Genomic DNA, 21,428 nt, shown 5'->3' with positions numbered 1-21,428 from the left:
TATTCTGCTGGGAAGAGGATCCGGGCAAAGCAGCCCCCGGGTCCTTTTGTGCTTCCCAAGCGTTGTTACGGCGACGTTTCCACAAGCTCAGCGGTCCCAGGGCGCGGGACCGCACCCGTTAAACCCGTATGACAGACGTCGTACGGCAAGCAGTGCGAAAGCCAGCACAAACGTACGAAGAAGTGCCGCATACTCCCCCGGGCCCAAGCCTGGGAGTGCCCCTCTCGCAGGGAACGAGGAGGACCGACGTAATGGGCGAGCGAACCGTGCACGATCATCGACCGACGACCCAGGCAGGTGGGCGGCGATGAGTTCACTGCTGCTCCTGACGAATGCCCTTCAACCGTCGACGGAGGTGCTTCCGGCCCTCGGTCTCCTGCTGCACAGCGTGCGGGTGGCACCGGCCGAAGGCCCCGCACTCGTCGACACCCCCGGTGCCGACGTCATCCTGATCGACGGCCGCCGCGATCTGCCGCAGGTGCGGTCGCTGTGCCAGCTGCTGCGGTCCACCGGACCCGGCTGCCCGCTGATCCTCGTCGTGACGGAGGGCGGTCTCGCGGCCGTCACCGCGGACTGGGGCATCGACGACGTACTGCTGGACACGGCCGGACCGGCCGAGGTCGAGGCCCGGCTGCGGCTGGCCACCGGCCGGCAGCAGATCAGCGCCGACGACTCCCCGATGGAGATCCGCAACGGCGATCTGTCGGTCGACGAGGCCACCTACAGCGCGAAGCTGAAGGGCCGGGTCCTGGACCTGACCTTCAAGGAATTCGAACTGCTCAAGTATCTGGCCCAGCACCCGGGCCGGGTCTTCACCCGCGCCCAACTGCTCCAGGAGGTCTGGGGCTACGACTACTTCGGCGGTACGCGGACGGTCGACGTCCATGTGCGGCGGCTGCGCGCCAAGCTCGGCCCCGAGCACGAGTCGCTGATCGGCACGGTCCGCAACGTCGGCTACCGCTTCGTCGCACCGGAGAAGGTGGAGCGGGCCGCCGCCGAGGAGGCCAAGGCGCAGGCCGCGGTGCAGGCGACCGCCGAACCCGTGTCCCGACCGGAGCAGCCCGCGGTGGCCGAGGCCGAGGAAGAAGCCCCGGTACGGCCTGCCGGCCGGTAGTGAATGACAGGTGGACCGAGTCCGTCCCGGTCCACCTGTCACCTGCTTGGTCCATCCGCGTAGACTGCCGCGCGTGGCCAAGGTGACGCGGGACGATGTGGCGAGACTGGCGGGTACGTCGACCGCGGTCGTCAGCTATGTCATCAACAACGGACCCAGGCCGGTCGCCCCGGCCACGCGTGAGCGGGTACTCGCCGCCATCAAGGAGCTGGGCTACCGGCCCGACCGGGTTGCCCAGGCGATGGCCTCGCGGCGGACCGACCTCATAGGGATGATCGTGCCGGACGCCCGGCAGCCCTTCTTCGCGGAGATGGCGCACGCGGTCGAACAGGCCGCCGCCGAGCGCGGGAAAATGGTGCTGGTCGGCAACTCCGACTACCGCGACGAGCGCGAGGTCCACTATCTGCGGGCCTTCCTCGGCATGCGGGTCTCCGGACTGATCCTGGTCAGCCAGGGCCCCAGCGAGCGGGCGGCGGCCGAGATAGAGGCCTGGGACGCACGGGTCGTGCTCCTGCACGAGCGGCCCGAGGCGATCGATGACGTCGCGGTCGTCACGGACGACATCGGCGGCGCCCAGCTCGCCACCCGGCACCTGCTGGAGCACGGCAACGCGTATGTGGCATGCCTCGGCGGCATGGAGTCGACCCCGTCGGTCGGCGACCCGGTCGCCGACCACGTGGAGGGCTGGCGCCGTGCGATGCACGAGTCGGGGCGCTCGACGGAGGGCCGGCTCTTCCAGGCCCCGTTCAACCGCTACGACGCCTATCAGGTGGCGCTGAAGCTGCTCGCGGGGCCGGACAGGCCTCCGGCGATCTTCTGCTCGACGGACGACCAGGCCATCGGTGTGCTGCGGGCCGCGCGCGAGCTGCGGATCGATGTGCCCGGTGAGCTCGCGGTGGCGGGCTTCGACGACGTGAAGGAAGCCGGCCTGACCGATCCGCCGCTCACGACGGTCTTCTCGGACCGCCCGGCGATGGCACGGGCGGCCGTGGACCTGGTGCTCGACGACTCGTTGCGGGTGTCGGGCTCGCGGCGGGAGCGGCTGAAGCAGTTCCCGTCGGCGCTGGTGGTACGGCGGTCCTGCGGCTGCGGGGAGCCCACGGTCGGGGTGCGATAGCCCCGGGCGGGTCGCGGCCTCTGCCCGTGCTCCCCGTACTCCCTTATATGGGGCATACGAGGTTCTGCCGGGCTTCTCAGCGCGTGCTCAGGCCCCTCTCATCTTCGACGGACACGCTCTGAGTCATGACAGAGAGCCAGCGCCCGAGCGGCGAGTACCCGATGTACCCCTCGTACGGCAACGGTGACGCGTCCTACCCGCCGCCGCCGTCCTACCAGCCCGCACCCGAGCCGGCCGCGCACCGGCGCCGGGCCGGGCGGCCGGTCGCCCTCCTGGCCGCCGTGGCGATCGCGGCGGCGGTCGTCGGCGGTGGCACCGCCACCGTCATCGGCCGGCTCACCGGCAACGACACGAACAGCACGGGCAGCGGTGTCGTCCCCGGCACCACCGTCTCGCAGAGCAGCAAGGGCACCGTCGCCGGTGTCGCCCAGGCCGTCTCGCCGATGATCGTCGAGATCAACGCGACCTCGACCGCGGGCGAGTCCACCGGCTCCGGTGTGGTCATCACGTCCGACGGCGAGGTCGTCACCAACAACCACGTCATCTCCGGCGCCTCGTCGGTCAAGGTGACGCTCAGCACGGGCAAGACGTACGACGCCGAGGTCGTGGGCACCGACGCCGACAAGGACCTCGCGCTCATCAAGCTCAAGGGCGCGAGCGGGCTGAAGACGGCCACACTGGGCGACTCCTCCGCGGTGGCGGTCGGCGACCAGGTCGTCGCGATCGGCTCGCCCGAGGGCCTCACCGGCACCGTCACCAGCGGCATCGTCTCCGCCCTCGACCGCGATGTCACGGTCGCCAAGGAGGACGGCAGCGGCCAGGGCCGGAGCCAGGGCGGGCAGGGCGGCGGACAGCAGTGGCCGTTCGAGTTCGGCGGCCAGCAGTTCAACGGCGACACCGGCGACTCCACCACCACGTACAAGGCCATCCAGACCGACGCCTCGCTCAACCCCGGCAACTCCGGTGGCGCGCTCATCAATATGAACGGCGAGATCATCGGCATCAACTCCGCGATGTACTCGGCGAGTTCGTCCAGCGGCTCCAGCAGCGCGGGCAGCGTGGGCCTCGGCTTCGCGATCCCGGTGAACACGCTCAAGGCCGACCTCGACACCCTGCGGGCCGGCAACGGCTCCTGAGGAGACAGCCATGCACCCCACGCACACCCCCACCGGCCCGGCCGACCTGGCCCTGCCGCTCGCGCTCGTCGCGGAACTGGCCGCGCTCAGGACCTCCGAACCGCCCCGCACCCCGGAGGTCCGCACCGCCGCGGCCCGCAGGCGCCGGGACGCGCGACGACGTGCCGCGGCCGTGCGAGGCTGAGAGCAGCCCGGACGGCACGCAGCGAGAAACGCACGGAACGAGAAGAGGACGACGAGCGATGAGCCCCGCCGAAGACGATCCGCAGCGCATCCTGATCGTCGACGACGAGCCCGCCGTGCGTGAGGCCCTGCAGCGCAGCCTCGCGTTCGAGGGATACGGCACCGAGGTCGCCGTCGACGGTCTCGACGCCCTCACCAAGGCCGAGTCGTACGCACCCGACCTCATCGTCCTCGACATCCAGATGCCGCGCATGGACGGGCTGACGGCGGCCCGGCGGCTCCGCTCCACGGGCACCACCACCCCCATCCTGATGCTCACCGCCCGCGACACCGTCGGCGACCGGGTCACCGGCCTCGACGCGGGCGCCGACGACTACCTGGTCAAGCCCTTCGAGCTGGACGAGCTCTTCGCCCGCATCCGCGCCCTGCTGCGCCGCAGCTCGTACGCGGCCGCGGCGGTCGGCGCCGTCCCCGACGACAATGTGCTGGCCTTCGCCGACCTGCGGATGAACCTCGCCACCCGCGAGGTCACCCGGGGCACACGCCGGGTCGAGCTGACCCGTACCGAATTCACCCTGCTGGAGATGTTCCTGGCGCACCCGCGGCAGGTGCTGACCCGTGAGCAGATCCTCAAGGCGGTGTGGGGCTTCGACTTCGAACCGAGCTCCAACTCCCTGGACGTGTACGTGATGTACCTGCGCCGCAAGACGGAGGCGGGCGGCGAGCCGCGGCTCGTGCACACGGTGCGGGGCGTCGGTTACGCGCTCCGCTCCGGCGGCGGTGACGGATGACCGGGCCCCTGCACCGGCTCCGCTCCCTGCCGCTGCGCTCCCGGCTCGCGCTGCTGGTGGCGACGGCCGTCGCGGTCGCGGTGGCGGCGGTGGCGGCGGCCTGCTGGTTCGTGACGAAGGCGCAGCTGGACCAGCAGATGGACGCGTCGCTGCGCAGTTCCAAGGTCGACGGGCAGTACCTGACGACCCTGTACGCCTACTGCCGAGGCACCAGCCCGCTGCCGCCCCGGCCGTTCCCAGGCGCGTACACCGTTCAGCTCGTCGACTCCCAGGGCACGGTGTGCATCGCCCCCCGCGCGTCGGCACTCTCCGTGAGCTCCGCCGACATCGCGGTGGCCGAAGGACAGAAGCCCGATGCTCTGCACTCGGCGAAGACCACGGACGGGACGGGGATGCGCGTCTACACCTACCCGCTGCTGCAGACCTCGCCCACTCCTGGTGGAACGTCGGGCAACATCGCCGTCTCCATCGCCCGCCCGATGAGCGAGGTCGACGAACCGCTCTCGACCCTCGCCTGGGTCCTCCTGATCGTCTCCGGCATCGGCGTGATCGGCGCCGGTGCGGCCGGACTCTGGGTGGCGCGCACCGGGCTGCGCCCGGTCGACGAGCTCACCGAGACGGTCGAACACGTCGCCCGTACCGAGGACCTCACCGTGCGCATCCCGGTCGAGGGCGAGGACGAGATCGCCCGGCTGTCCCGCTCGTTCAACTCGATGACCGCCTCCCTCGCCAGCTCCCGCGACCGTCAGGCCCAGCTGATCGCGGATGCCGGGCACGAGCTGCGGACTCCGCTGACGTCGCTGCGTACCAACATCGAGCTCCTCGCCCGCAGCGACGACACCGGCCGTGCCATCCCGCCGGACGACCGCAGGGCCCTGATGACGTCGGTCAAGGCACAGATGACGGAGCTGGCCTCGCTCATCGGCGACCTCCAGGAACTGGCCCGCCCCGACGCGGCGGTCCCCGGCCCGCTCCAGGTCGTCGCCCTGCACGACATCGCGGGCACGGCCCTGGAACGCGCCCGTCTGCGCGGCCCCGAGCTGACGATCCGGGCGGATCTGGCCCCCTGGTACGTACGGGCCGAGCCGGCCGCGCTGGAGCGGGCGGTGGTCAACGTCCTGGACAACGCGGTCAAGTTCAGCCCGCCCCGCGGCACGATCGAGGTGGCCCTGCGGGACGGCGTACTGACCGTGCGGGACCACGGCCCCGGCATCCCCGCAGAGGAACTCCCCCACGTCTTCGAACGCTTCTGGCGCTCCCCGTCCGCCCGCCAGCTCCCCGGCTCGGGCCTGGGCCTGTCGATCGTGGCCCGCACGGTCCAGCAGTCCGGCGGCGAGATCACCCTGCACCCGGCGGAGGGCGAAGGCACGGTGGCATCGATCATGCTGCCGGGGGCACCGCAGCCGCCGCCGGGGCGGTGAGGCGGGCTCAGAGTCGTCGGCGGAACTCCGCCACGAACTGAGGTGCGCCCCCGGCCGCCAACCGGTCGAGCAGTCCGTGCAGGTCACGCGGTTCTCGACGGTAACCTCCCGCCTGCTTGCGCAGGACGGAGAGCACATCCACGGGGGCAAGATCGAGCAGGTCCAGCAGAAAGTCGTCCGGTCGGATCACCTCGATCTCGTAGGGGTCCGCCGCCCGAGCCGGGAAGTCCTTCACATTCAGGGTGACCACGGCGTGTGCCTGCCCACAGACCGCCGCGGCCAGTACATGCCGGTCCTTCGGATCGTTCGTCATGGCCGGTACGAGCCCCGCGTATCCGCTCACCGAGCTGTCGGGGAACGCGCCCGACAGGGCCTCGACAAGCTGCTTGGCCTTCACCGGGGACACCTTCTCCGCGATGTTCCGCTCCAGCTCCTCCAGAATCCCGGCCGACCAGAGCGGCTCATAGAGCTCCGCCTCGGCCAGCCGCAACAAGGTGTCCCTGAGGTAGTTCGGAAAGAGGACGCAGGTGTCCAGGACCACGCGCTGTACATCACTCCAGGTACTTCGGCGTTGCGGGGACTCAGCTGTCGTAGAGGCCGGAGTCCTCGGTCAGCTCGACCAGCTCGTCCAGTCCCCGACGTCGCAAGGTGCGGCGCTTCTCCTTGTAGTCGAGCACATCGGCCAGCAGCACTCTGCGATGACGCCCGGGCCGGGAGAAGGGGACGCCCCCCTCGTCCAGGATCTTGACGAAGGTCGGCCGGCTGACACCGAGCAGGTCCGCGGCTTCCTGCGTGGTCAGTGTGGTGTTCACCGGGGCGACCGTGACGGCCTTGCCCTCGGACAACGCCCGCACGACCACCATGAGTGCTTCGTAGACCTCCGGCGGCAACGATCTGGTGGTGCCGTCCGGCCCGCGCAGCAAAGCAGGTTCCTCGGCCTGCGGAGTCCGGTCGAGGAACCTGCAGAGCTCGGCGATCTCCGCTCGGTGTTCGGGTAGCAGAGTCCGGTCTTCAGCGGTACTGCGCATAGCTCTGTCTCCTTCGAGGATGAGCCAAGCATGGCACAATTCGAAAGAAACGCAAACGCCCTGCGGAGCCGCTCGGGGCACCGCCTCGTCCCGGTCGGCCGGAAACACGCAGTGGGGCGGTGGGCCCGCCGGCCCACCGCCCCACTCACCCGCGTACGGGAGTTACTGGATGACCGTGATCCGGTCCGTCGCCGGCGGGGCCAGCGGTGCGGCGGCCGTGGAATGGGCCGCCAGGTAGGCGTTGAACAGGTCCAGGTCGGACGCGCCCACCAGCTTGTTGGTGCCCTGGCCGAGCGCCGCGAAGCCGTCGCCGCCGCCTGCCAGGAACTCGTTCATCGCGACGCGGTAGGTCTTCGCCGGGTCGATCGCCTCACCGTTCAGCTCGATGGTGTCGGTGACCACGCGGGCCGCGCCCGTCTTCGTCATGTCGAGGGTGTACGTGAGGCCCTTGGAAACCTGGAGGATCTTCGGGCTGGCCTCGTTGGAGCCGCTGACCTGCTGCTGGAGCGCGGTGATCAGCTGGGCACCGGTCAGGTCGACGACGTTCATCATGTTGGTGAAGGGCTGCACGGTGAAGGACTCCCCGTACGTCACCACCCCGTCGCCCTCGCTGCCGGTCGACGTGTACACCAGGTCCGCGCGGATGCCGCCCGGGTTCATGAACGCGACGACCGCCCCGCCCTTGTCCGCCGGGGCCAGGCCCTCCAGCTGGGCGTCCGCGATCAGGTTGCCGAGCGGCTTCTCGGGGGCCGTGGAGCCGCGGCCGTTGATGTCGGCGGAGATGAAGCCCTGCGGCCTGTTCGCGATGGGCGCCGCGAGGACGTTCCAGCGGGCGATCAGGGCCGTCATGTCGGTGGCCTTGGGCTGGTCCCGGGTGACGATGTGGTTCGCCGACTTCGGGTTCTTGGCACCGGCCGACTTCACCGACGTACGGACGATGTCCTTGGTGCGGCGGTCGTAGGTGAGGGTCGTGTCCGTGTACAGCTTGCCGAACGACGCCGCCGAGGTGACCAGGCGCGGGTTGCCCGACGGGTCCGGGATCGTGCACACGTACGCCTGGTGGGTGTGGCCCGTCACCAGCGCGTCGACCTTCGGCGAGATGCCCTTGGCTATGTCGACGATCGGCCCAGAGATGCCGTCACCGGCGCCGGAGCTGTCGCAGTCGTAGTTGTACGAGGCGGAGGCGGGCGCCCCGCCCTCGTGGATCAGCGCGACGATGGACTTGACGCCCTGCCGGTCGAGCTCCTTGGCGTACTTGTTGACCGTCTCGATCTCGTCGTGGAACTTCAGGCCCTTGACGCCGTTGGCCGTGACGATGTTCGGCGTGCCCTCCAGGGTCACCCCGATGAAGCCGATCTTGACGCCGTTCTTCTTCCACACCGTGTACGGCTTGAGGATCGGCTTGCCGGTCTTCTCGCTCGTCACATTGGCGGCGAGGTACGGGAAGTCGGCGCCCTCGAACTTCTTGTCCTTGTCGTAGCAGCCCTCGACCGGGTGGCAGCCGCCGTTCTGGAGGCGGGCCAGTTCGGTGGCGCCCTCGTCGAACTCGTGGTTGCCGACGGCCGTCACATCGAGGTCGATCTTGTTGAGCGCCTCGATGGTCGGCTCGTCGTGGAAGAGGCCGGACAGCAGCGGGCTCGCACCCACCATGTCGCCGCCGGCCGCGGTGATCGAGTACGGGTGCCCCTGGCGTGCGGTACGCAGCGAGGAGGCGAGGTACTCGACGCCACCGGCCGGGATCGTCTTCGTCGTGCCGTCGGCCTGCGTCTCGGTGACGTTGCCGGCCGAACCGGCCGGCGGCTCCAGGTTTCCGTGCAGGTCGTTGAAGGACAGCAGCTGTACGTCGACGGTACGCGCGGGCGTGTGGTGGCCGTGGCCGTGTCCGTTTCCATGGCCGCGGTCCTGGGCGCCTGCCGGCATCGCGGCCACGAGCGCGCCGACGGTGGCGAGCCCGGCCGCGGCGGCGAGCATCCGCCGGGACGCGCGGTTCTTCTGCGGTGTCGCTGACATCGGTCCCCTTGTGAGTTCAGCGGGAGATCTGAGATCTGAGAGTGGTGGCGAGTCTGGAGACTGCGTGCGGCAGCCTAGGGTCAACGCGCGTAGCGCGACAGGTGTCCGGGGTTACGAACTGGTTGCCATGCGGTCGGTTTCGGGTCCAACTCCCGCGTATCGCCCGTAGGGCGTACATAAATGGGGTACGGGGGGACGATCCCGCGCCTCCGCAGCACCCCCACCCCGTTATCTTTTTCGCGGTCCTGCAACGGGGCCGCTGGCCTCCGGGCCCGGTATGACTGTTGCCCCCTGTCGAAGGCATGACCTGGGGGGTGGTGTCGCCGGGTCCGGGGGTGTTCGTCGGAGACGCTGATCAGAGGTCCGGCCACCGTCCGGTCCGGCGCAATGCCGGGCAGTTCGCGGGCGGCAGGTCTGCATAACGTGGATGCGCGAGCACGACACCCGAGCCGAGGCCGGCACCGTCAACACCCCTGGAAGGGTGCGATGTTCGAGATCGAAGACGTGGGCGTGTTCCTCGGCCTGGACGTCGGCAAGTCCGCTCACCACGGCCACGGACTCACCCCGGCCGGCAAGAAGGTCTTCGACAAGCCGCTGCCCAACAGCGAACCGAAGCTGCGGGCCGTGTTCGACAAACTTGCCGCGAAGTTCGGCACCGTCCTGGTCATCGTGGACCAGCCCGCCTCCATCGGTGCCCTCCCGCTGACCGTCGCCCGCGACGCCGGCTGCCGCGTCGCCTACCTGCCCGGCCTGGCCATGCGCCGGATCGCCGACCTCTACCCCGGCGAGGCCAAGACCGATGCCAAGGACGCCGCGGTGATCGCGGACGCGGCCCGCACCATGCCGCACACCCTGCGCTCGCTCGAACTCACCGACGAGATCACCGCCGAGCTCACCGTCCTCGTCGGCTTCGACCAGGACCTCGCCGCAGAGGCCACCCGCACCTCCAACCGGATACGCGGCCTGCTCACCCAGTTCCACCCCTCCCTGGAACGCGTCCTCGGGCCACGTCTGGACCACCAGGCTGTGACCTGGCTGCTGGAGCGCTACGGCTCCCCGTCCGCCCTGCGCAAAGCCGGCCGCCGCAGGCTCGTCGAACTGATCCGGCCCAAGGCCCCACGCATGGCCCAGCGGCTGATCGACGAGGTCTTCGACGCGCTCGACGAGCAAACCGTTGTGGTCCCGGGCGCCGGCACCCTCGACATCGTTATCCCCTCTCTCGCCGCGTCCCTGGCCGCCGTCCACACCCAACGCCGGGCAATGGAAGCCCAGATCAACGCCCTGCTGGAGGCCCACCCTCTTTCCCAGGTCCTGACCTCGATGCCCGGCGTCGGCGTCAGGACCGCCGCCGTCCTGCTGGTCACCGTCGGCGATGGCTCCAGCTTCCCCACCGCCGCCCACCTGGCCTCCTACGCCGGTCTCGCGCCCACGACAAAGCAGTCGGGCACCTCTATCCACGGCGAACACGCCCCCCGAGGCGGAAACCGGCAGCTCAAACGCGCCATGTTCCTCTCTGCCTTCGCCTGCATGAACGCCGACCCCGCCTCCCGCGCCTACTACGACAAGCAACGCGCCCGCGGCAAGACCCACACCCAAGCCCTCCTCCGCCTCGCCCGCCAACGCATCAGCGTCCTGTTCGCCATGCTCCGCGACGGCACCTTCTACGAGACTCGGGCGCCGAAAGACGTTGAGCTCGCCGCGTGACCCCAGCAACACCGAACTACCCCAAACCCACCACGGGCGCCTTGACGAAACACATAGAGGCACCACCCCGCCCCCGTACGCTCGTAGACATGACGACTGACGTACCTCTCCCCGCCCCCGGACGCGAGATCCAGACGCTCGACGTGCTCACCCCCGAACAGGCCGGAGCCGTGTCCGGGCTGCTCGCCGAGGCGGCCCGGTCCGATGGCAGGCAGGCCGTGTCCGAGCAGGGGCGGCTGCAGCTGCGGGGCGGGCGGCGCGAAGGGGTGCGGCATCTGCTGCTCACCAGCGGGCCGGTCCTCGTCGGGTACGCGCAGTTGGAGGACACCGACCCCGTCGAGGCTCCGGCCGCCGAGCTGGTCGTGCATCCGGCGTACCGCGGGCAGGGGCACGGGCGGGCGCTGGGGGCGGCCCTGCTCGCCGTCACGGGCAAGCGGCTGCGGGTGTGGGCGCACGGCGGGAAGTCCGCGGCCCGGCATCTCGCGCAGGTCCTCGGACTCTCCCTCTTCCGCGAACTGCGCCAGCTGCGGCGGCCGTTGAGCCCACTGGACATCGCGGATCCGGTGCTGCCGCCCGGAGTCACCGTCCGCGCCTTCGTGCCCGGCGAGGACGACGCCGCCTGGCTCGCGGTGAACCGCGCCGCCTTCGCCCACCACCCCGAGCAGGGTTCGCTGACCCAGCGCGACCTGGACGACCGCAAGGCGGAGCCCTGGTTCGACCCGAAGGGGTTCTTCCTGGCCGAGCGCGAGACCGACGGCGAGGCCGAGCTGATCGGCTTCCACTGGACGAAGGTGCACGCCGATGAGCACCTCGGCGAGGTGTACGTCGTCGGCATCCGGCCCGACGCGCAGGGCGGCGGGCTCGGCAAGGCACTCACCGCGATCGGGCTGCGCCACCTGGCCGCCGAGGGGCTGCCGACCGCGATGCTCTACGTCGACGCGGACAACAAGGCGGCCCTGGCCGTCTACGAGCGGATGGGCTTCGCCACGCACGAGGTGGATCTGATGTACCGCACGGAGTCCTGAACAGGCACAACAGCGGCCGCGAGCCGTCCGGGGGCGGTGTCTCTTGACGCCGCCCCTTTTCTGCGTCACGCTTTCACTACTCAATTAGTTAAAGGGGTGAACATGGCAGGGTCCGCAGCGGTCGAGTTCCGCATCGATCGGCGCAGCGGCGTCGCCACTTACCTCCAGATCGTCCAGCAGACCAAACAGGCCCTCCGCCTCGGCCTGCTGGAGCCCGGCGACCGGCTGCCCACCGCACGCGAGGTCGTCGAGGCCACCGCCATCAACCCGAACACCGTGCTCAAGGCCTACCGGGAGCTGGAGCGCGAGGGCCTCGTCGAGGCCCGGCGCGGGCTCGGCACCTTCGTCACACGGACCCTCGGCGGCGCCGCGGCCGCCGACGACGCGCCACTGCGCGCCGAGCTCGCCGACTGGGCCCGCCGGGCCAGCGCGGCCGGCCTGGAGAAGGACGACGTGAGCGCGCTCTTCACCGCCGTACTGGACAAGACTTTCGAGGGGGATCAGGCCGGATGACAAGCGCTGCGATCGAGGCCGTCGGCCTCGGAATGAAGTACCGGGGCAAAGGCGGGGGCTGGGCGCTGCGCGACTGCTCGTTCCGGCTGCCCGCCGGGCGCGTGTGCGCCCTCGTCGGTCCCAACGGTGCGGGCAAGTCCACCCTGCTCGCCCTCGCCGCGGGCTTTCTGCGGCCGGTGGAGGGGGCGGTACGGGTGCTGGGCGAGGCACCCGGCCGGGCGCGGGCCAAGGTGGCCTTCGTGGCCCAGGACAAGCCGCTGTACCCGCAGTTGACCGTCGCCGGCACACTCTGGGCGGGCGCCGAGCTGAACCCCGCCACCTGGGACCAGGACACCGCCGAGCGCATCGCCGGGGAGCTCCCGCGCGACACCGCGGTCCGCAATCTCTCCGGCGGGCAGCGCACCCGGCTCGCACTGGCCCTCGCTCTCGGCAAGCGGCCCGAGCTGCTCCTGCTGGACGAACCGATGGCCGACCTCGACCCCCTCGCCCGCCACCAGCTGATGGGCGCGCTGATGGCCGAGGCCGCCGAGCACTCCACCACCATCGTGATGTCCTCGCACATCCTCGCCGAGCTGGAGGGCGCCTGCGACTACCTCCTGCTCGTCGACGGCGGCCGGGTCCGCCTCGGCGGCGAGACGGACGACCTCCTCGCCGCGCACAGCCTGCTCACCGGTCCGGTGCGGGACACCGCCCCGCACACCGTCGTCGAGTCCCGCACCGCAGGACGTCTGCAGACCACGCTGGTACGGAGGCAGGGCACCGTGGACGCCACCGTCTGGGAGGCCGCGGAACCCTCGCTGGAGGAGCTGCTGCTGGCGCATCTGCGCTCGCCGCAGGCGCCCTCTCTGCTGACGCCGAGCGCCGAGGCCGGCCAGGAGGTGGCTGCCGTATGAGCACGATCGCTCTGCGCGGACCGGCCCGCGTGGTCGTGTCCCAGCACCGGCGGGCCCTGCAGCTCATGGCCGCACTCCCGGTCCTGGCCGTCGCCGTCCTGGCCGGCACCTGGCTGTGGACCGACCATGTCGCGGACGCCTTCGCCGCGACGGGCTGCTCGGTCCGGCACACCGTGCCCGGCTGCGTCGACACGGTCAACGGCTTCCTCGACCGCCAGAACTGGATGAAGGAGGTCCTCGACTGGTCCGGTCTGCTGATGACGGTCCTCCCCGCGTTCGTCGGGATCTTCGTGGCCGGACCGGTGATCGCCCGCGAGATGGAGAGCGGCACGTACAAGCTGGCGTGGTCCCAGTCCGTGACACCCACACGCTGGCTCGCCGCCAAGCTCGCCGTGCCCGCCGTCGCGACACTGGCCTCCGTCTCCGTGCTGTCGGCCGTCTGCGCCTGGGCCCGATCCCGGGAGAGCGTCGCGCACCTGCCGACGGAGCGGTTCGACCGCACGGTGTACGGCTCGATCGGCACCGTCCCCGTCGGCTACGCCCTGTGCATGCTGGCCCTCGGCGCGCTCATCGGGCTGGTGCTGCGACGCACCGTCGCCGCGATGGCCGTGACCGTGATCGGGTACGGCGTGCTGGTGATGACCCTGAACACCATGCGCAACGATCTGTGGCCCACGGTGACGGACACGTTCAAGCCGGGGAGCGGCTACCGGTTCCCCGACGGGTCCGCCGATGTCGGGCAGGGCTGGCTGACCGGCAGCGGTGGACGGCTGCCCGCCGATGCCTGCCTGGACCGGGCCACCGACCTCGAACAGTGCCTGGCCGACAAGGACATCACCCTGCGCTACCTCGACTACCACCCCGCCTCGCACTTCTGGCCGCTGCAACTCGTCGAGACCGGCATCCTGCTCGCCCTGGCCGCGCTCGCCGCCGCCCTCGCCTTCCGGGCGCTGCGCCACCGCCACGACTGAGCCCGCCCGCCTGCCGGGCCCCTCCGGAGGGGCCCGAAACGGTTCATATGACCAATCCGCCCACCGCACACCGCTTCCTGCACGTCATGTCGCCGTTACCGGCCATTCAGAAGGGCTTGCAACCCTCTCAGGATGCAGCCAGCTGTGCCGACCCCCCGCAACGGCGGAAATCCCGGCCGGGACCGTGCAAACCACACGGACCGTGTGTTCCCCGCGATCTCCGCCCCCTCCGGCGCGCCCTCGGAGCCCACGACGCGGAACAATAGGGCCATGAGCCAGCAGCCCAGCTCCGAGGTCCCGGTCCAGCCCACCAAGCAGCCGTCGGTCGGCTCGCTCGCCGCGCACCGGCCGCACGCGGTCGCCTCGTCGTCGTCCAACGGCGCCGCGCTGTCGACCGCCGCCGACCTCGATCCGGACATCGACGCCGACGTCGACGCCTACGAACCCGACGTCGACGGGAACGAGCTGCCCCACGGCCGTTTCCTGGACCGCGAACGCAGCTGGCTCGCGTTCAACGAACGCGTGCTCGAAATGGCCGAGGACCCCGCGACACCCCTCCTCGAACGGGCTAATTTCCTCGCCATCTTCGCCTCCAACCTGGACGAGTTCTTCATGGTCCGGGTGGCCGGACTGAAGCGCCGCATCGCCACCGGCGTCGCCACCCGCTCCGCCTCCGGACTGCAGCCCCGCGACGTCCTCGACCTGATCTGGACCCGCTCGCGCGAGCTCATGGCCCGGCACGCCGCCTGCTACCAGCAGGACGTCGCCCCCGCCCTGTCCGACGAGGGCATCCAGCTGATCCGCTGGCCCGACCTGACCGAGAAGGAACAGGCCCGCCTGTTCACCTTCTTCCGGCAGCGCGTCTTCCCCGTACTGACCCCCCTCGCCGTCGACCCGGCGCACCCCTTCCCGTACATCTCGGGGCTCTCGCTCAACCTCGCCGTCGTCGTACGCAACCCGGTCAGCGGCCACCGCCACTTCGCCCGGGTCAAGGTGCCGCCGCTGCTGACCCGCTTCCTGGAGGCCTCGCCGCAGCGGTACGTACCCATAGAGGACGTCATCGCCGCCCACCTCGAAGAGCTCTTCCCGGGCATGGAGGTCCTCGCCCACCACATGTTCCGCGTCACCAGGAACGAGGACCTGGAGGTCGAGGAGGACGACGCCGAGAACCTCCTCAAGGCCCTGGAGAAGGAGCTCATGCGGCGCCGCTTCGGCCCGCCGGTCCGCCTGGAGGTCGAGGAGTCCATCGACCCGTACGTGCTGGACCTGCTCGTGCGCGAGCTGAAGGTGTCCGACGCCGAGGTCTACCCGCTGCCCGGACCGCTCGACCTCACCGGGCTCTTCGGCATAGCGTCCCTGGACCGGCCCGAGCTGAAGTTCCCCAAGTTCATCGCGGGCACCCACCGCGATCTCGCCGAGGTCGAATCCGCCTCTGCGCCCGACATCTTCGCCGCCCTGCGCGAACGGGACGTGCTCCTGCACCACCCGTACGACTCGTTCTCCACCTCCGTCCAGGCGTTCCTGGAGCAGGCCGCGGGCGACCCGGACGTCCTGGCCATCAAGCAGACGCTGTACCGGACTTCGGGCGACTCACCGATAGTGGACGCCCTCATCGACGCCGCCGAATCCGGCAAGCAGGTCCTCGTACTCGTCGAGATCAAGGCCCGCTTCGACGAGCAGGCCAACATCAAGTGGGCGCGCAAGCTGGAGGAGTCGGGCTGCCATGTGGTCTACGGGCTCGTCGGCCTCAAGACCCACTGCAAGCTCTCGCTCGTCGTCCGCCAGGAGGGCGACACGCTGCGCCGCTACTCCCACGTGGGCACCGGCAACTACCACCCCAAGACCGCCCGGCTGTACGAGGACCTCGGCCTGCTGACCGCCGACCCGCAGGTCGGCGCGGACCTCTCCGACCTCTTCAACCGGCTCTCCGGCTACTCCCGCCGCGAGACCTACCGCCGGCTCCTGGTCGCCCCCCGGTCCCTGCGCGACGGGCTCATCTCCCGCATAAACAAGGAGATCACGCACCAGCGGGCCGGGCGGACCGCCTACGTCCGCATCAAGGTCAACTCGATGGTCGACGAGGCGATCATCGACGCCTGCTACCGGGCCGCCAGGGCGGGCGTGCCGGTGGACATCTGGGTACGCGGCATCTGCGCGATCCGCCCCGGCGTCCCCGGACTCTCCGAGAACATCCGGGTCCGCTCGATACTCGGCCGCTTCCTCGAACACTCCCGGGTCTTCTCGTTCGGCAACGGCGGCGAGCCCGAAGTGTGGTTCGGCAGCGCCGACATGATGCACCGCAACCTCGACCGCCGGATCGAAGCACTGGTCCGGGTCACCGACCCCGCCCACCGCGCCGCGCTCAGCCGGCTCCTGGAGACCGGCATGGCCGACACCACCTCGTCCTGGCACCTCGGCTCCGACGGGAACTGGACCCGGCACGCCACGGACACCGACGGCCAGCCGCTACGGCACGTACAGGAAATGCTCATTGACGCCCGGAGGCGCCGGCGTGCGACGCCATGACCACCAGACGACGCAGGCGGACCTTACGGCAGGGGCGGTGCTCGCGCCCTACCTGCAGGAACAGGCCGCCGAGTTCCTCCGCAGCCTGCGCCTGCACCGTGAGAACAGCGCCCCCACGGACGCCGGGACCCACGCAGCCGAGGAAGCCGCCGGGGCGCTGCGCCGCTCGTCCCGCCGGATCGGCGGCACCCTGCACACCTTCCGGGTGGCGCTGGACGCGACCTGGGCCGAGCAGCTCCGTACCGAACTGGCCTGGCTGTCCGGCACCCTGGCCCGGGAGCACGCCTACGCGACCCGGCTGAGCCGGCTCCTCGAAGCGCTGCACGCCCTGTCCGGCACCTCGCTGCCCGCCGCCCGTACGGGATCCGGCGCCGATGCGGCCGACGACAAGGAGCGCGCCGCCCTCGGCGTCGGCGCCGCCCGGGCCGGGGCGCTGCTGGAGCGGCAGCTGACCCTCGCCCGGACCCGCGCGCACTCCGCGGCGCTCCAGGCGCTCGGCTCCTCCCGCTTCCACGCGGTGGCCGACGGGGTCGCGCTGCTCGCCTCCGAGGTACCGCTCGCCGCGGCGGCCACGGCCCCGGCGGAGGAGATGCTGCACGGGCCGGCCGACCGGGCCGAACAGCAGCTGCTCGGCGCGGTGGCCGCGCTCCCCTCGGACGAGGCGGTCGAGCCGTACAACGAGGCGCAGGACGCGCCCTGGCACCGGACCCGGCTGCTGCTGCGCCTGCACCGGTACGCCCACGAGGTGGTACGGGGCGCACCCGACCCGGTCCTGGCCGCGCCGGGGCACGCGCTCGATCTGCACCGGGATGCGGCGGAGGCGGCCGCGGCCGCGGCGTCTGCGGCCCGAACGCCCCGGATCGCGCCCGCGACCGCGTACGCCCTCGGGGTGCTCCACGCCGACCAGCGGCACGAGGTGGAGGCGGCCCGCGCCGTGTTCCGCGAGAGCTGGCCGTACGCGACCGCGGCGGTGACCGCGCCGTGAGCGGGCCCGTGCTCGCCGCGGGGTGCGTGCTGTGGCGCCGCTCGGAGCACTCCGGCGAGCTGGAGGTCTGTCTGGTCCACCGGCCTCGTTACGACGACTGGTCGCATCCCAAGGGCAAGCTGAAGCGCGGCGAGTCGACGCTGGACGGCGCACGGCGCGAGGTCCTGGAGGAGACGGGCCACCACTGCGCACCGGGCGCCGTGCTGCCCACCGTCCGGTACGTGGTGAACGGGCGCCCCAAGGAGGTCGCCTACTGGGCGGCCGAGGCGACCGGCGGCTCCTTCGTACCGAACGCCGAGGTCGACCGGGTGAGCTGGCTCTCCCCGGCAGCGGCCCGCACCCGCCTCACCCAGCCGCGCGACCGGGACCTGCTGGACGCCTTGCTGATCGGCCTGCCGCACAGCACATCCAGCCCTTCCGGCGACTGAGGCCACAGGCCCGAGCCCGTACCGGCGGTGCAGAACCGCACCGTCCGACACGGTTCACCTTCCGTTCACTCTCCTCCGTAGGCGCCTTCACCTGTTCTGCCTAACTTCGGCTGTGCACGGTGCGCGGCGAAACCGCCGCAGCACCCACCACATCGCACGCCGTCGTAGAACAAAACTGACCTCGGCGGCTCCTGGAAGGAAACACCCGAAAGTGAAGCTTCAGCGCAAGAACCGGCTTCGTGCCACCGCGCTCGGTGCCCTCGCCGTCTCCAGCGCCCTGGTCCTCACGGCGTGCGGTTCCGACAACAACAGCGGCGACGCGACCACCGGTGGCAACGGCGGCAAGACGACCGCCGCGTCGGACATCAAGTGTGACGACGCCAAGGGCCAGCTGCTCGCCTCCGGCTCCAGCGCGCAGAAGAACGCCATGGACCTCTGGGTCAAGAACTACATGGCCGGCTGCACGGGCGTCGAGGTCAACTACAAGTCGTCCTCCTCCGGTGAGGGCATCGTCGCCTTCAACCAGGGCACGGTCGGCTTCGCCGGTTCCGACTCGGCGCTGAAGCCCGAAGAGGTCGCCGACTCGAAGAAGATCTGCAAGACCGGCCAGGGCATAAACCTTCCGATGGTCGGCGGCCCGGTCGCCATCGGTTACCACCTGGAGGGTGTCGACAGCCTCACGCTGGACGCCCCCACCCTTGCCAAGATCTTCGACGGCAAGATCAAGAAGTGGAACGACGCGGCGATCGCCAAGCTCAACACCGGCGCCAAGCTCCCGGACAAGGCCATCCAGCCCTTCCACCGCTCCGAGGACTCCGGCACCACGCAGAACCTGGGCAAGTACCTCGGTGCTGCCGCCCCGAGCGACTGGAAGTACGAGGCCGAGAAGAAGTGGCCGGCCCCCGGTGGCCAGGCCGCGTCCGGCTCCGCCGGTGTCGCCGCCCAGGTGAAGCAGGTCGACGGCTCGATCGGCTACTTCGAGCTCAGCTACGCCACCTCGCAGTCGATCTCCACCGTCGACATCAACACCGGTGGCTCCGCCCCGGTCAAGGCCTCCTCGGAGAACGCCTCCAAGGCCATCGCCGCCGCCAAGATCAAGGGCACCGGCAAGGACCTGGCGCTCGACCTCGACTACACCACCAAGGCCGAGGGTGCCTACCCGATCGTCCTGGTGACGTACGAGGTCGTCTGCGACACGGGCAACAAGGCCGAGACCCTTCCCACCGTCAAGTCCTTCCTGACCTACACCGCCGGTGACGCGGGCCAGAAGCTCCTCTCCGAGGCCGGCTACGCGCCGATCCCGACCGAGATCAACGCCAAGGTCCGCGAGACCATCGCGTCCCTCAACTAGTAACAAGCAACACCAGCAGCACCCGCAGCAACACAAGGCAGGCCGGCCCGGAGCACCCCTCCGGGCCGGCCATCGCCACCACCCATCCGGTGCACCGCCGCCAGGGGAGCCCGCCGCTCCCCCACACAGACCGGAAAGACCATGGCTTCCACCACACCGATAGACACGCCGCCGGCACCGCCGGTGGCGCGCAGGCGCGCCAAGCCCAAGACCGGGCGCGCGGGCGACAAGGTATTCCTGGGCCTCTCCAGGGGCTCGGGCATTCTGCTGCTCGTGATCATGGCGTCGATCGCCGCGTTCCTCACCTACCGCGCCACGCTCGCCGTCACGAAGGACGAGGGCAACTTCCTCACCACCTTCGACTGGAACCCGGCCGGCGACCCGCCGGTCTTCGGCATCGCGGTCCTCCTCTTCGGCACGGTCGTCAGCTCGATCGTCGCGATGGCCATCGCCGTCCCGGTCGCTGTCGGCATCGCCCTGTTCATCTCCCACTACGCGCCGCGCAAGCTGGCCGCGCCCCTCGCATACGTCGTCGATCTGCTCGCCGCAGTACCGAGCATCGTGTACGGCATCTGGGGCGCCCTCTTCCTGGTCCCGTACCTGGAGGGCCTGAACCTCTGGCTCGACCAGTTCTTCGGCTGGACCTACCTCTTCGAGAAGACCGAGGTCGGCGTCGCCCGCTCGCTCTTCACCGTCGGCATCCTGCTCGCGATCATGATCCTGCCGATCGTGACCAGCGTCAGCCGCGAGGTCTTCCTCCAGGTCCCGAAGATGCACGAGGAAGCCGCTCTCGCCCTCGGCGCCACCCGCTGGGAGGTCATCCGCCTCTCGGTGCTCCCCTTCGGCCGCTCCGGCGTGATCTCCGCGTCGATGCTGGGCCTGGGCCGTGCGCTCGGCGAGACGATGGCCGTCGCCACGGTCCTGTCGCCGAGCTTCGTCATCTCCGGGCATCTGCTCAATCCGGGTGGCGGAACGTTCGCCCAGAACATCGCCGCGAAGTTCGACGAGGCCGACCAGTTCGGGCGTGACGCCCTGATCGCCTCCGGCCTCGTGCTCTTCATCCTCACCCTGCTGGTCAACGGCGCGGCCCGGCTGATCATCGCCCGCCGCAAGGAATACTCGGGGGCCAACGCATGAGCCAGGCAGCCAACACCGGCATCCAGGAACGCCCCACTCCGATGGCGCCCGCACACAGGACCAGCCTCAGCAGCCGGTCCCTTCCCCGCTGGGCCCCCCTCGCCTTCGCGGCCGTCGCGCTCGCACTGGGCGTGGGCACGGGCGCGGCGGCGGGCTGGCACAGCCGCACCCAGTGGGGACTGTTCTCCGCCCTGCTCTTCGTCGTCATCTCCTACGTCACGACGACGGTCGTCGAGAACCAGCGCCAGGCCAGGGACCGGCTCGCCACCAGCGTCGTCTGGGTGTGCTTCCTCCTCGCCGTCGTCCCGCTGTTCTCGCTGATCTGGACCACGGTCAGCCGTGGTGCCAAGGTCCTCGACGGTTACTTCCTGAGCCACTCCATGGCCGGTGTCCCCGGCATCGAGCCGGGCGGCGGCGTCTACCACGCGCTGATCGGCACCCTGGAGCAGGTCGGCATCGCCACCCTGATATCCGCCCCGATCGGCCTGCTGACCGCGGTCTATCTGGTGGAGTACGGCAAGGGCGCGCTCGCCAAGGCCGTCACCTTCTTCGTCGACGTGATGACGGGCATCCCGTCCATCGTCGCCGGTCTCTTCATCCTGTCGATCATGCTGATCGCGAAGCTCCAGCCGTCCGGCCTGATGGGTTCGCTCGCGCTCACGATCCTGATGATCCCGGTCGTGGTCCGCTCCACCGAGGAGATGCTCAAGCTCGTCCCGAACGAGCTCCGCGAGGCATCGCTCGCCCTCGGCATCCCGAAGTGGCGCACCATCCTGAAGGTGGTCATCCCCACCGCGATCGGCGGCATCACCACCGGTGTGATGCTCGCGATCGCCCGGATCGCCGGTGAGACCGCGCCGATCATCCTGCTGGTCTTCGGCAGCCAGCTGATCAACTCCAACCCCTTCCAAGGTGCACAGTCCTCGCTCCCCTTCTACATCTGGGAGCAGTACAAGATCGGCAGCGAGGCGTCGTACGACCGTGCCTGGGCCGCTGCTCTGGTCCTGATCGCCTTCGTCATGATCCTCAACCTGGTGGCCCGCGGCATCGCCCGCTGGAAGGCCCCGAAGACCGGCCGCTGACCGCGGCACGAAA

At 70.3% G+C, this 21,428-nt stretch carries 20 protein-coding genes; 17 read left to right on the top strand and 3 right to left on the bottom strand.

What is annotated here, in order from left to right:
* Positions 1 to 307 precede the first annotated feature (307 nt).
* The 6 genes from OG507_RS22245 to OG507_RS22220 all read left to right on the top strand — a co-directional run bounded on the left by OG507_RS22245 (position 308) and on the right by OG507_RS22220 (position 5,762).
* Positions 308 to 1,114: a response regulator transcription factor gene (locus tag OG507_RS22245; protein ID WP_327368943.1), complete on the top strand. Its 807-nt coding sequence runs from the start codon at positions 308 to 310 to the stop codon at positions 1,112 to 1,114.
* A 73-nt stretch (positions 1,115 to 1,187) separates the two neighbouring features.
* Positions 1,188 to 2,231 carry a LacI family DNA-binding transcriptional regulator gene (locus OG507_RS22240; RefSeq protein ID WP_327368942.1) on the top strand — a complete coding sequence of 348 codons (1,044 nt, stop codon included), beginning with the start codon at positions 1,188 to 1,190 and terminating at the stop codon, positions 2,229 to 2,231.
* 125 nt (positions 2,232 to 2,356) lie between these two features.
* Entirely contained in the window at positions 2,357 to 3,367 is a 1,011-nt protein-coding gene (locus tag OG507_RS22235) for a S1C family serine protease (protein ID WP_327368941.1), read from the top strand.
* 10 nt (positions 3,368 to 3,377) lie between these two features.
* Positions 3,378 to 3,551 (top strand): hypothetical protein, encoded by a 174-nt coding sequence (locus tag OG507_RS22230; protein WP_327368940.1) that lies wholly within the window; start codon positions 3,378 to 3,380, stop codon positions 3,549 to 3,551.
* A gap of 58 nt (positions 3,552 to 3,609) precedes the next feature.
* Positions 3,610 to 4,341 carry a response regulator transcription factor gene (locus OG507_RS22225; protein ID WP_327368939.1) on the top strand — a complete coding sequence of 244 codons (732 nt, stop codon included), beginning with the start codon at positions 3,610 to 3,612 and terminating at the stop codon, positions 4,339 to 4,341.
* The gene (locus OG507_RS22220; RefSeq protein WP_327368938.1) at positions 4,338 to 5,762 is read left to right on the top strand and encodes a sensor histidine kinase; all 1,425 of its coding nucleotides are present in this window, start codon (positions 4,338 to 4,340) and stop codon (positions 5,760 to 5,762) included. Before OG507_RS22225 ends, OG507_RS22220 begins: the two co-directional genes overlap by 4 nt.
* A 7-nt stretch (positions 5,763 to 5,769) precedes the next feature.
* Here OG507_RS22220 and OG507_RS22215 read toward each other — a convergent pair whose 3' ends face one another.
* From OG507_RS22215 to OG507_RS22205, 3 genes are all read right to left on the bottom strand, one after another.
* Complete coding sequence (locus tag OG507_RS22215) at positions 5,770 to 6,303, bottom strand: PIN domain-containing protein (RefSeq protein ID WP_327368937.1); 534 nt, start codon at positions 6,301 to 6,303, stop codon at positions 5,770 to 5,772.
* Positions 6,304 to 6,343: 40 nt separating this feature from the next.
* On the bottom strand, positions 6,344 to 6,790 hold the full coding sequence (locus tag OG507_RS22210; protein WP_327368936.1) for a helix-turn-helix domain-containing protein: 447 nt from the start codon (positions 6,788 to 6,790) through the stop codon (positions 6,344 to 6,346).
* Between the two features lie 162 nt (positions 6,791 to 6,952).
* Positions 6,953 to 8,800 carry a bifunctional metallophosphatase/5'-nucleotidase gene (locus OG507_RS22205; protein ID WP_327368935.1) on the bottom strand — a complete coding sequence of 616 codons (1,848 nt, stop codon included), beginning with the start codon at positions 8,798 to 8,800 and terminating at the stop codon, positions 6,953 to 6,955.
* Between the two features lie 486 nt (positions 8,801 to 9,286).
* Here OG507_RS22205 and OG507_RS22200 point away from each other — a divergent pair, with 486 nt between their 5' ends.
* From OG507_RS22200 to pstA, 11 genes are all read left to right on the top strand, one after another.
* Positions 9,287 to 10,504 carry an IS110 family transposase gene (locus OG507_RS22200; RefSeq protein WP_327367044.1) on the top strand — a complete coding sequence of 406 codons (1,218 nt, stop codon included), beginning with the start codon at positions 9,287 to 9,289 and terminating at the stop codon, positions 10,502 to 10,504.
* Between the two features lie 89 nt (positions 10,505 to 10,593).
* On the top strand, positions 10,594 to 11,529 hold the full coding sequence (gene mshD, locus OG507_RS22195; RefSeq protein WP_327368934.1) for a mycothiol synthase: 936 nt from the start codon (positions 10,594 to 10,596) through the stop codon (positions 11,527 to 11,529).
* Positions 11,530 to 11,631: 102 nt separating this feature from the next.
* A complete protein-coding gene (locus OG507_RS22190; protein WP_327368933.1) occupies positions 11,632 to 12,042 on the top strand; it encodes a GntR family transcriptional regulator in 411 nt (136 codons plus the stop codon).
* Positions 12,039 to 12,935: an ABC transporter ATP-binding protein gene (locus OG507_RS22185; RefSeq protein WP_327368932.1), complete on the top strand. Its 897-nt coding sequence runs from the start codon at positions 12,039 to 12,041 to the stop codon at positions 12,933 to 12,935. Before OG507_RS22190 ends, OG507_RS22185 begins: the two co-directional genes overlap by 4 nt.
* Positions 12,932 to 13,906 (top strand): ABC transporter permease, encoded by a 975-nt coding sequence (locus OG507_RS22180; RefSeq protein WP_327368931.1) that lies wholly within the window; start codon positions 12,932 to 12,934, stop codon positions 13,904 to 13,906. Before OG507_RS22185 ends, OG507_RS22180 begins: the two co-directional genes overlap by 4 nt.
* A 270-nt stretch (positions 13,907 to 14,176) precedes the next feature.
* Positions 14,177 to 16,432: an RNA degradosome polyphosphate kinase gene (locus tag OG507_RS22175; protein ID WP_327368930.1), complete on the top strand. Its 2,256-nt coding sequence runs from the start codon at positions 14,177 to 14,179 to the stop codon at positions 16,430 to 16,432.
* A complete protein-coding gene (locus OG507_RS22170) occupies positions 16,419 to 17,417 on the top strand; it encodes a CHAD domain-containing protein (RefSeq protein WP_327368929.1) in 999 nt (332 codons plus the stop codon). The genes OG507_RS22175 and OG507_RS22170 overlap by 14 nt, the downstream gene beginning before the upstream one ends.
* Complete coding sequence (locus OG507_RS22165; protein WP_327368928.1) at positions 17,414 to 17,845, top strand: NUDIX hydrolase; 432 nt, start codon at positions 17,414 to 17,416, stop codon at positions 17,843 to 17,845. Before OG507_RS22170 ends, OG507_RS22165 begins: the two co-directional genes overlap by 4 nt.
* 211 nt (positions 17,846 to 18,056) lie before the next feature.
* Positions 18,057 to 19,196, top strand: coding sequence for a phosphate ABC transporter substrate-binding protein PstS (gene pstS, locus OG507_RS22160; RefSeq protein ID WP_327368927.1), 1,140 nt, complete (start codon positions 18,057 to 18,059; stop codon positions 19,194 to 19,196).
* A gap of 141 nt (positions 19,197 to 19,337) precedes the next feature.
* Positions 19,338 to 20,333, top strand: coding sequence for a phosphate ABC transporter permease subunit PstC (pstC, locus tag OG507_RS22155; protein WP_327368926.1), 996 nt, complete (start codon positions 19,338 to 19,340; stop codon positions 20,331 to 20,333).
* Entirely contained in the window at positions 20,330 to 21,415 is a 1,086-nt protein-coding gene (gene pstA / locus OG507_RS22150) for a phosphate ABC transporter permease PstA (protein WP_327368925.1), read from the top strand. Before pstC ends, pstA begins: the two co-directional genes overlap by 4 nt.
* Positions 21,416 to 21,428 lie beyond the last annotated feature (13 nt).

It is taken from the genome of Streptomyces sp. NBC_01217 (genome assembly GCF_035994185.1).
Classification (GTDB): domain Bacteria; phylum Actinomycetota; class Actinomycetes; order Streptomycetales; family Streptomycetaceae; genus Streptomyces.
This window is presented reverse-complemented; position numbering and strand designations above follow the sequence as displayed.

Excerpts from the sequence above, each read along its gene's own strand:
- OG507_RS22245 (WP_327368943.1), top strand. The coding sequence starts at position 308 with ATGAGTTCACTGCTGCTCCTGACGAATGCCCTTCAACCGTCGACGGAG.
- OG507_RS22235 (WP_327368941.1), top strand. The coding sequence starts at position 2,357 with ATGACAGAGAGCCAGCGCCCGAGCGGCGAGTACCCGATGTACCCCTCG.
- OG507_RS22230 (WP_327368940.1), top strand. The coding sequence starts at position 3,378 with ATGCACCCCACGCACACCCCCACCGGCCCGGCCGACCTGGCCCTGCCG.
- OG507_RS22225 (WP_327368939.1), top strand. The coding sequence starts at position 3,610 with ATGAGCCCCGCCGAAGACGATCCGCAGCGCATCCTGATCGTCGACGAC.
- OG507_RS22220 (WP_327368938.1), top strand. The coding sequence starts at position 4,338 with ATGACCGGGCCCCTGCACCGGCTCCGCTCCCTGCCGCTGCGCTCCCGG.
- OG507_RS22210 (WP_327368936.1), bottom strand. The coding sequence starts at position 6,790 with ATGCGCAGTACCGCTGAAGACCGGACTCTGCTACCCGAACACCGAGCG.
- OG507_RS22205 (WP_327368935.1), bottom strand. The coding sequence starts at position 8,800 with ATGTCAGCGACACCGCAGAAGAACCGCGCGTCCCGGCGGATGCTCGCC.
- OG507_RS22200 (WP_327367044.1), top strand. The coding sequence starts at position 9,287 with ATGTTCGAGATCGAAGACGTGGGCGTGTTCCTCGGCCTGGACGTCGGC.
- mshD (WP_327368934.1), top strand. The coding sequence starts at position 10,594 with ATGACGACTGACGTACCTCTCCCCGCCCCCGGACGCGAGATCCAGACG.
- OG507_RS22190 (WP_327368933.1), top strand. The coding sequence starts at position 11,632 with ATGGCAGGGTCCGCAGCGGTCGAGTTCCGCATCGATCGGCGCAGCGGC.
- OG507_RS22185 (WP_327368932.1), top strand. The coding sequence starts at position 12,039 with ATGACAAGCGCTGCGATCGAGGCCGTCGGCCTCGGAATGAAGTACCGG.
- OG507_RS22180 (WP_327368931.1), top strand. The coding sequence starts at position 12,932 with ATGAGCACGATCGCTCTGCGCGGACCGGCCCGCGTGGTCGTGTCCCAG.
- OG507_RS22175 (WP_327368930.1), top strand. The coding sequence starts at position 14,177 with ATGAGCCAGCAGCCCAGCTCCGAGGTCCCGGTCCAGCCCACCAAGCAG.
- pstC (WP_327368926.1), top strand. The coding sequence starts at position 19,338 with ATGGCTTCCACCACACCGATAGACACGCCGCCGGCACCGCCGGTGGCG.
- pstA (WP_327368925.1), top strand. The coding sequence starts at position 20,330 with ATGAGCCAGGCAGCCAACACCGGCATCCAGGAACGCCCCACTCCGATG.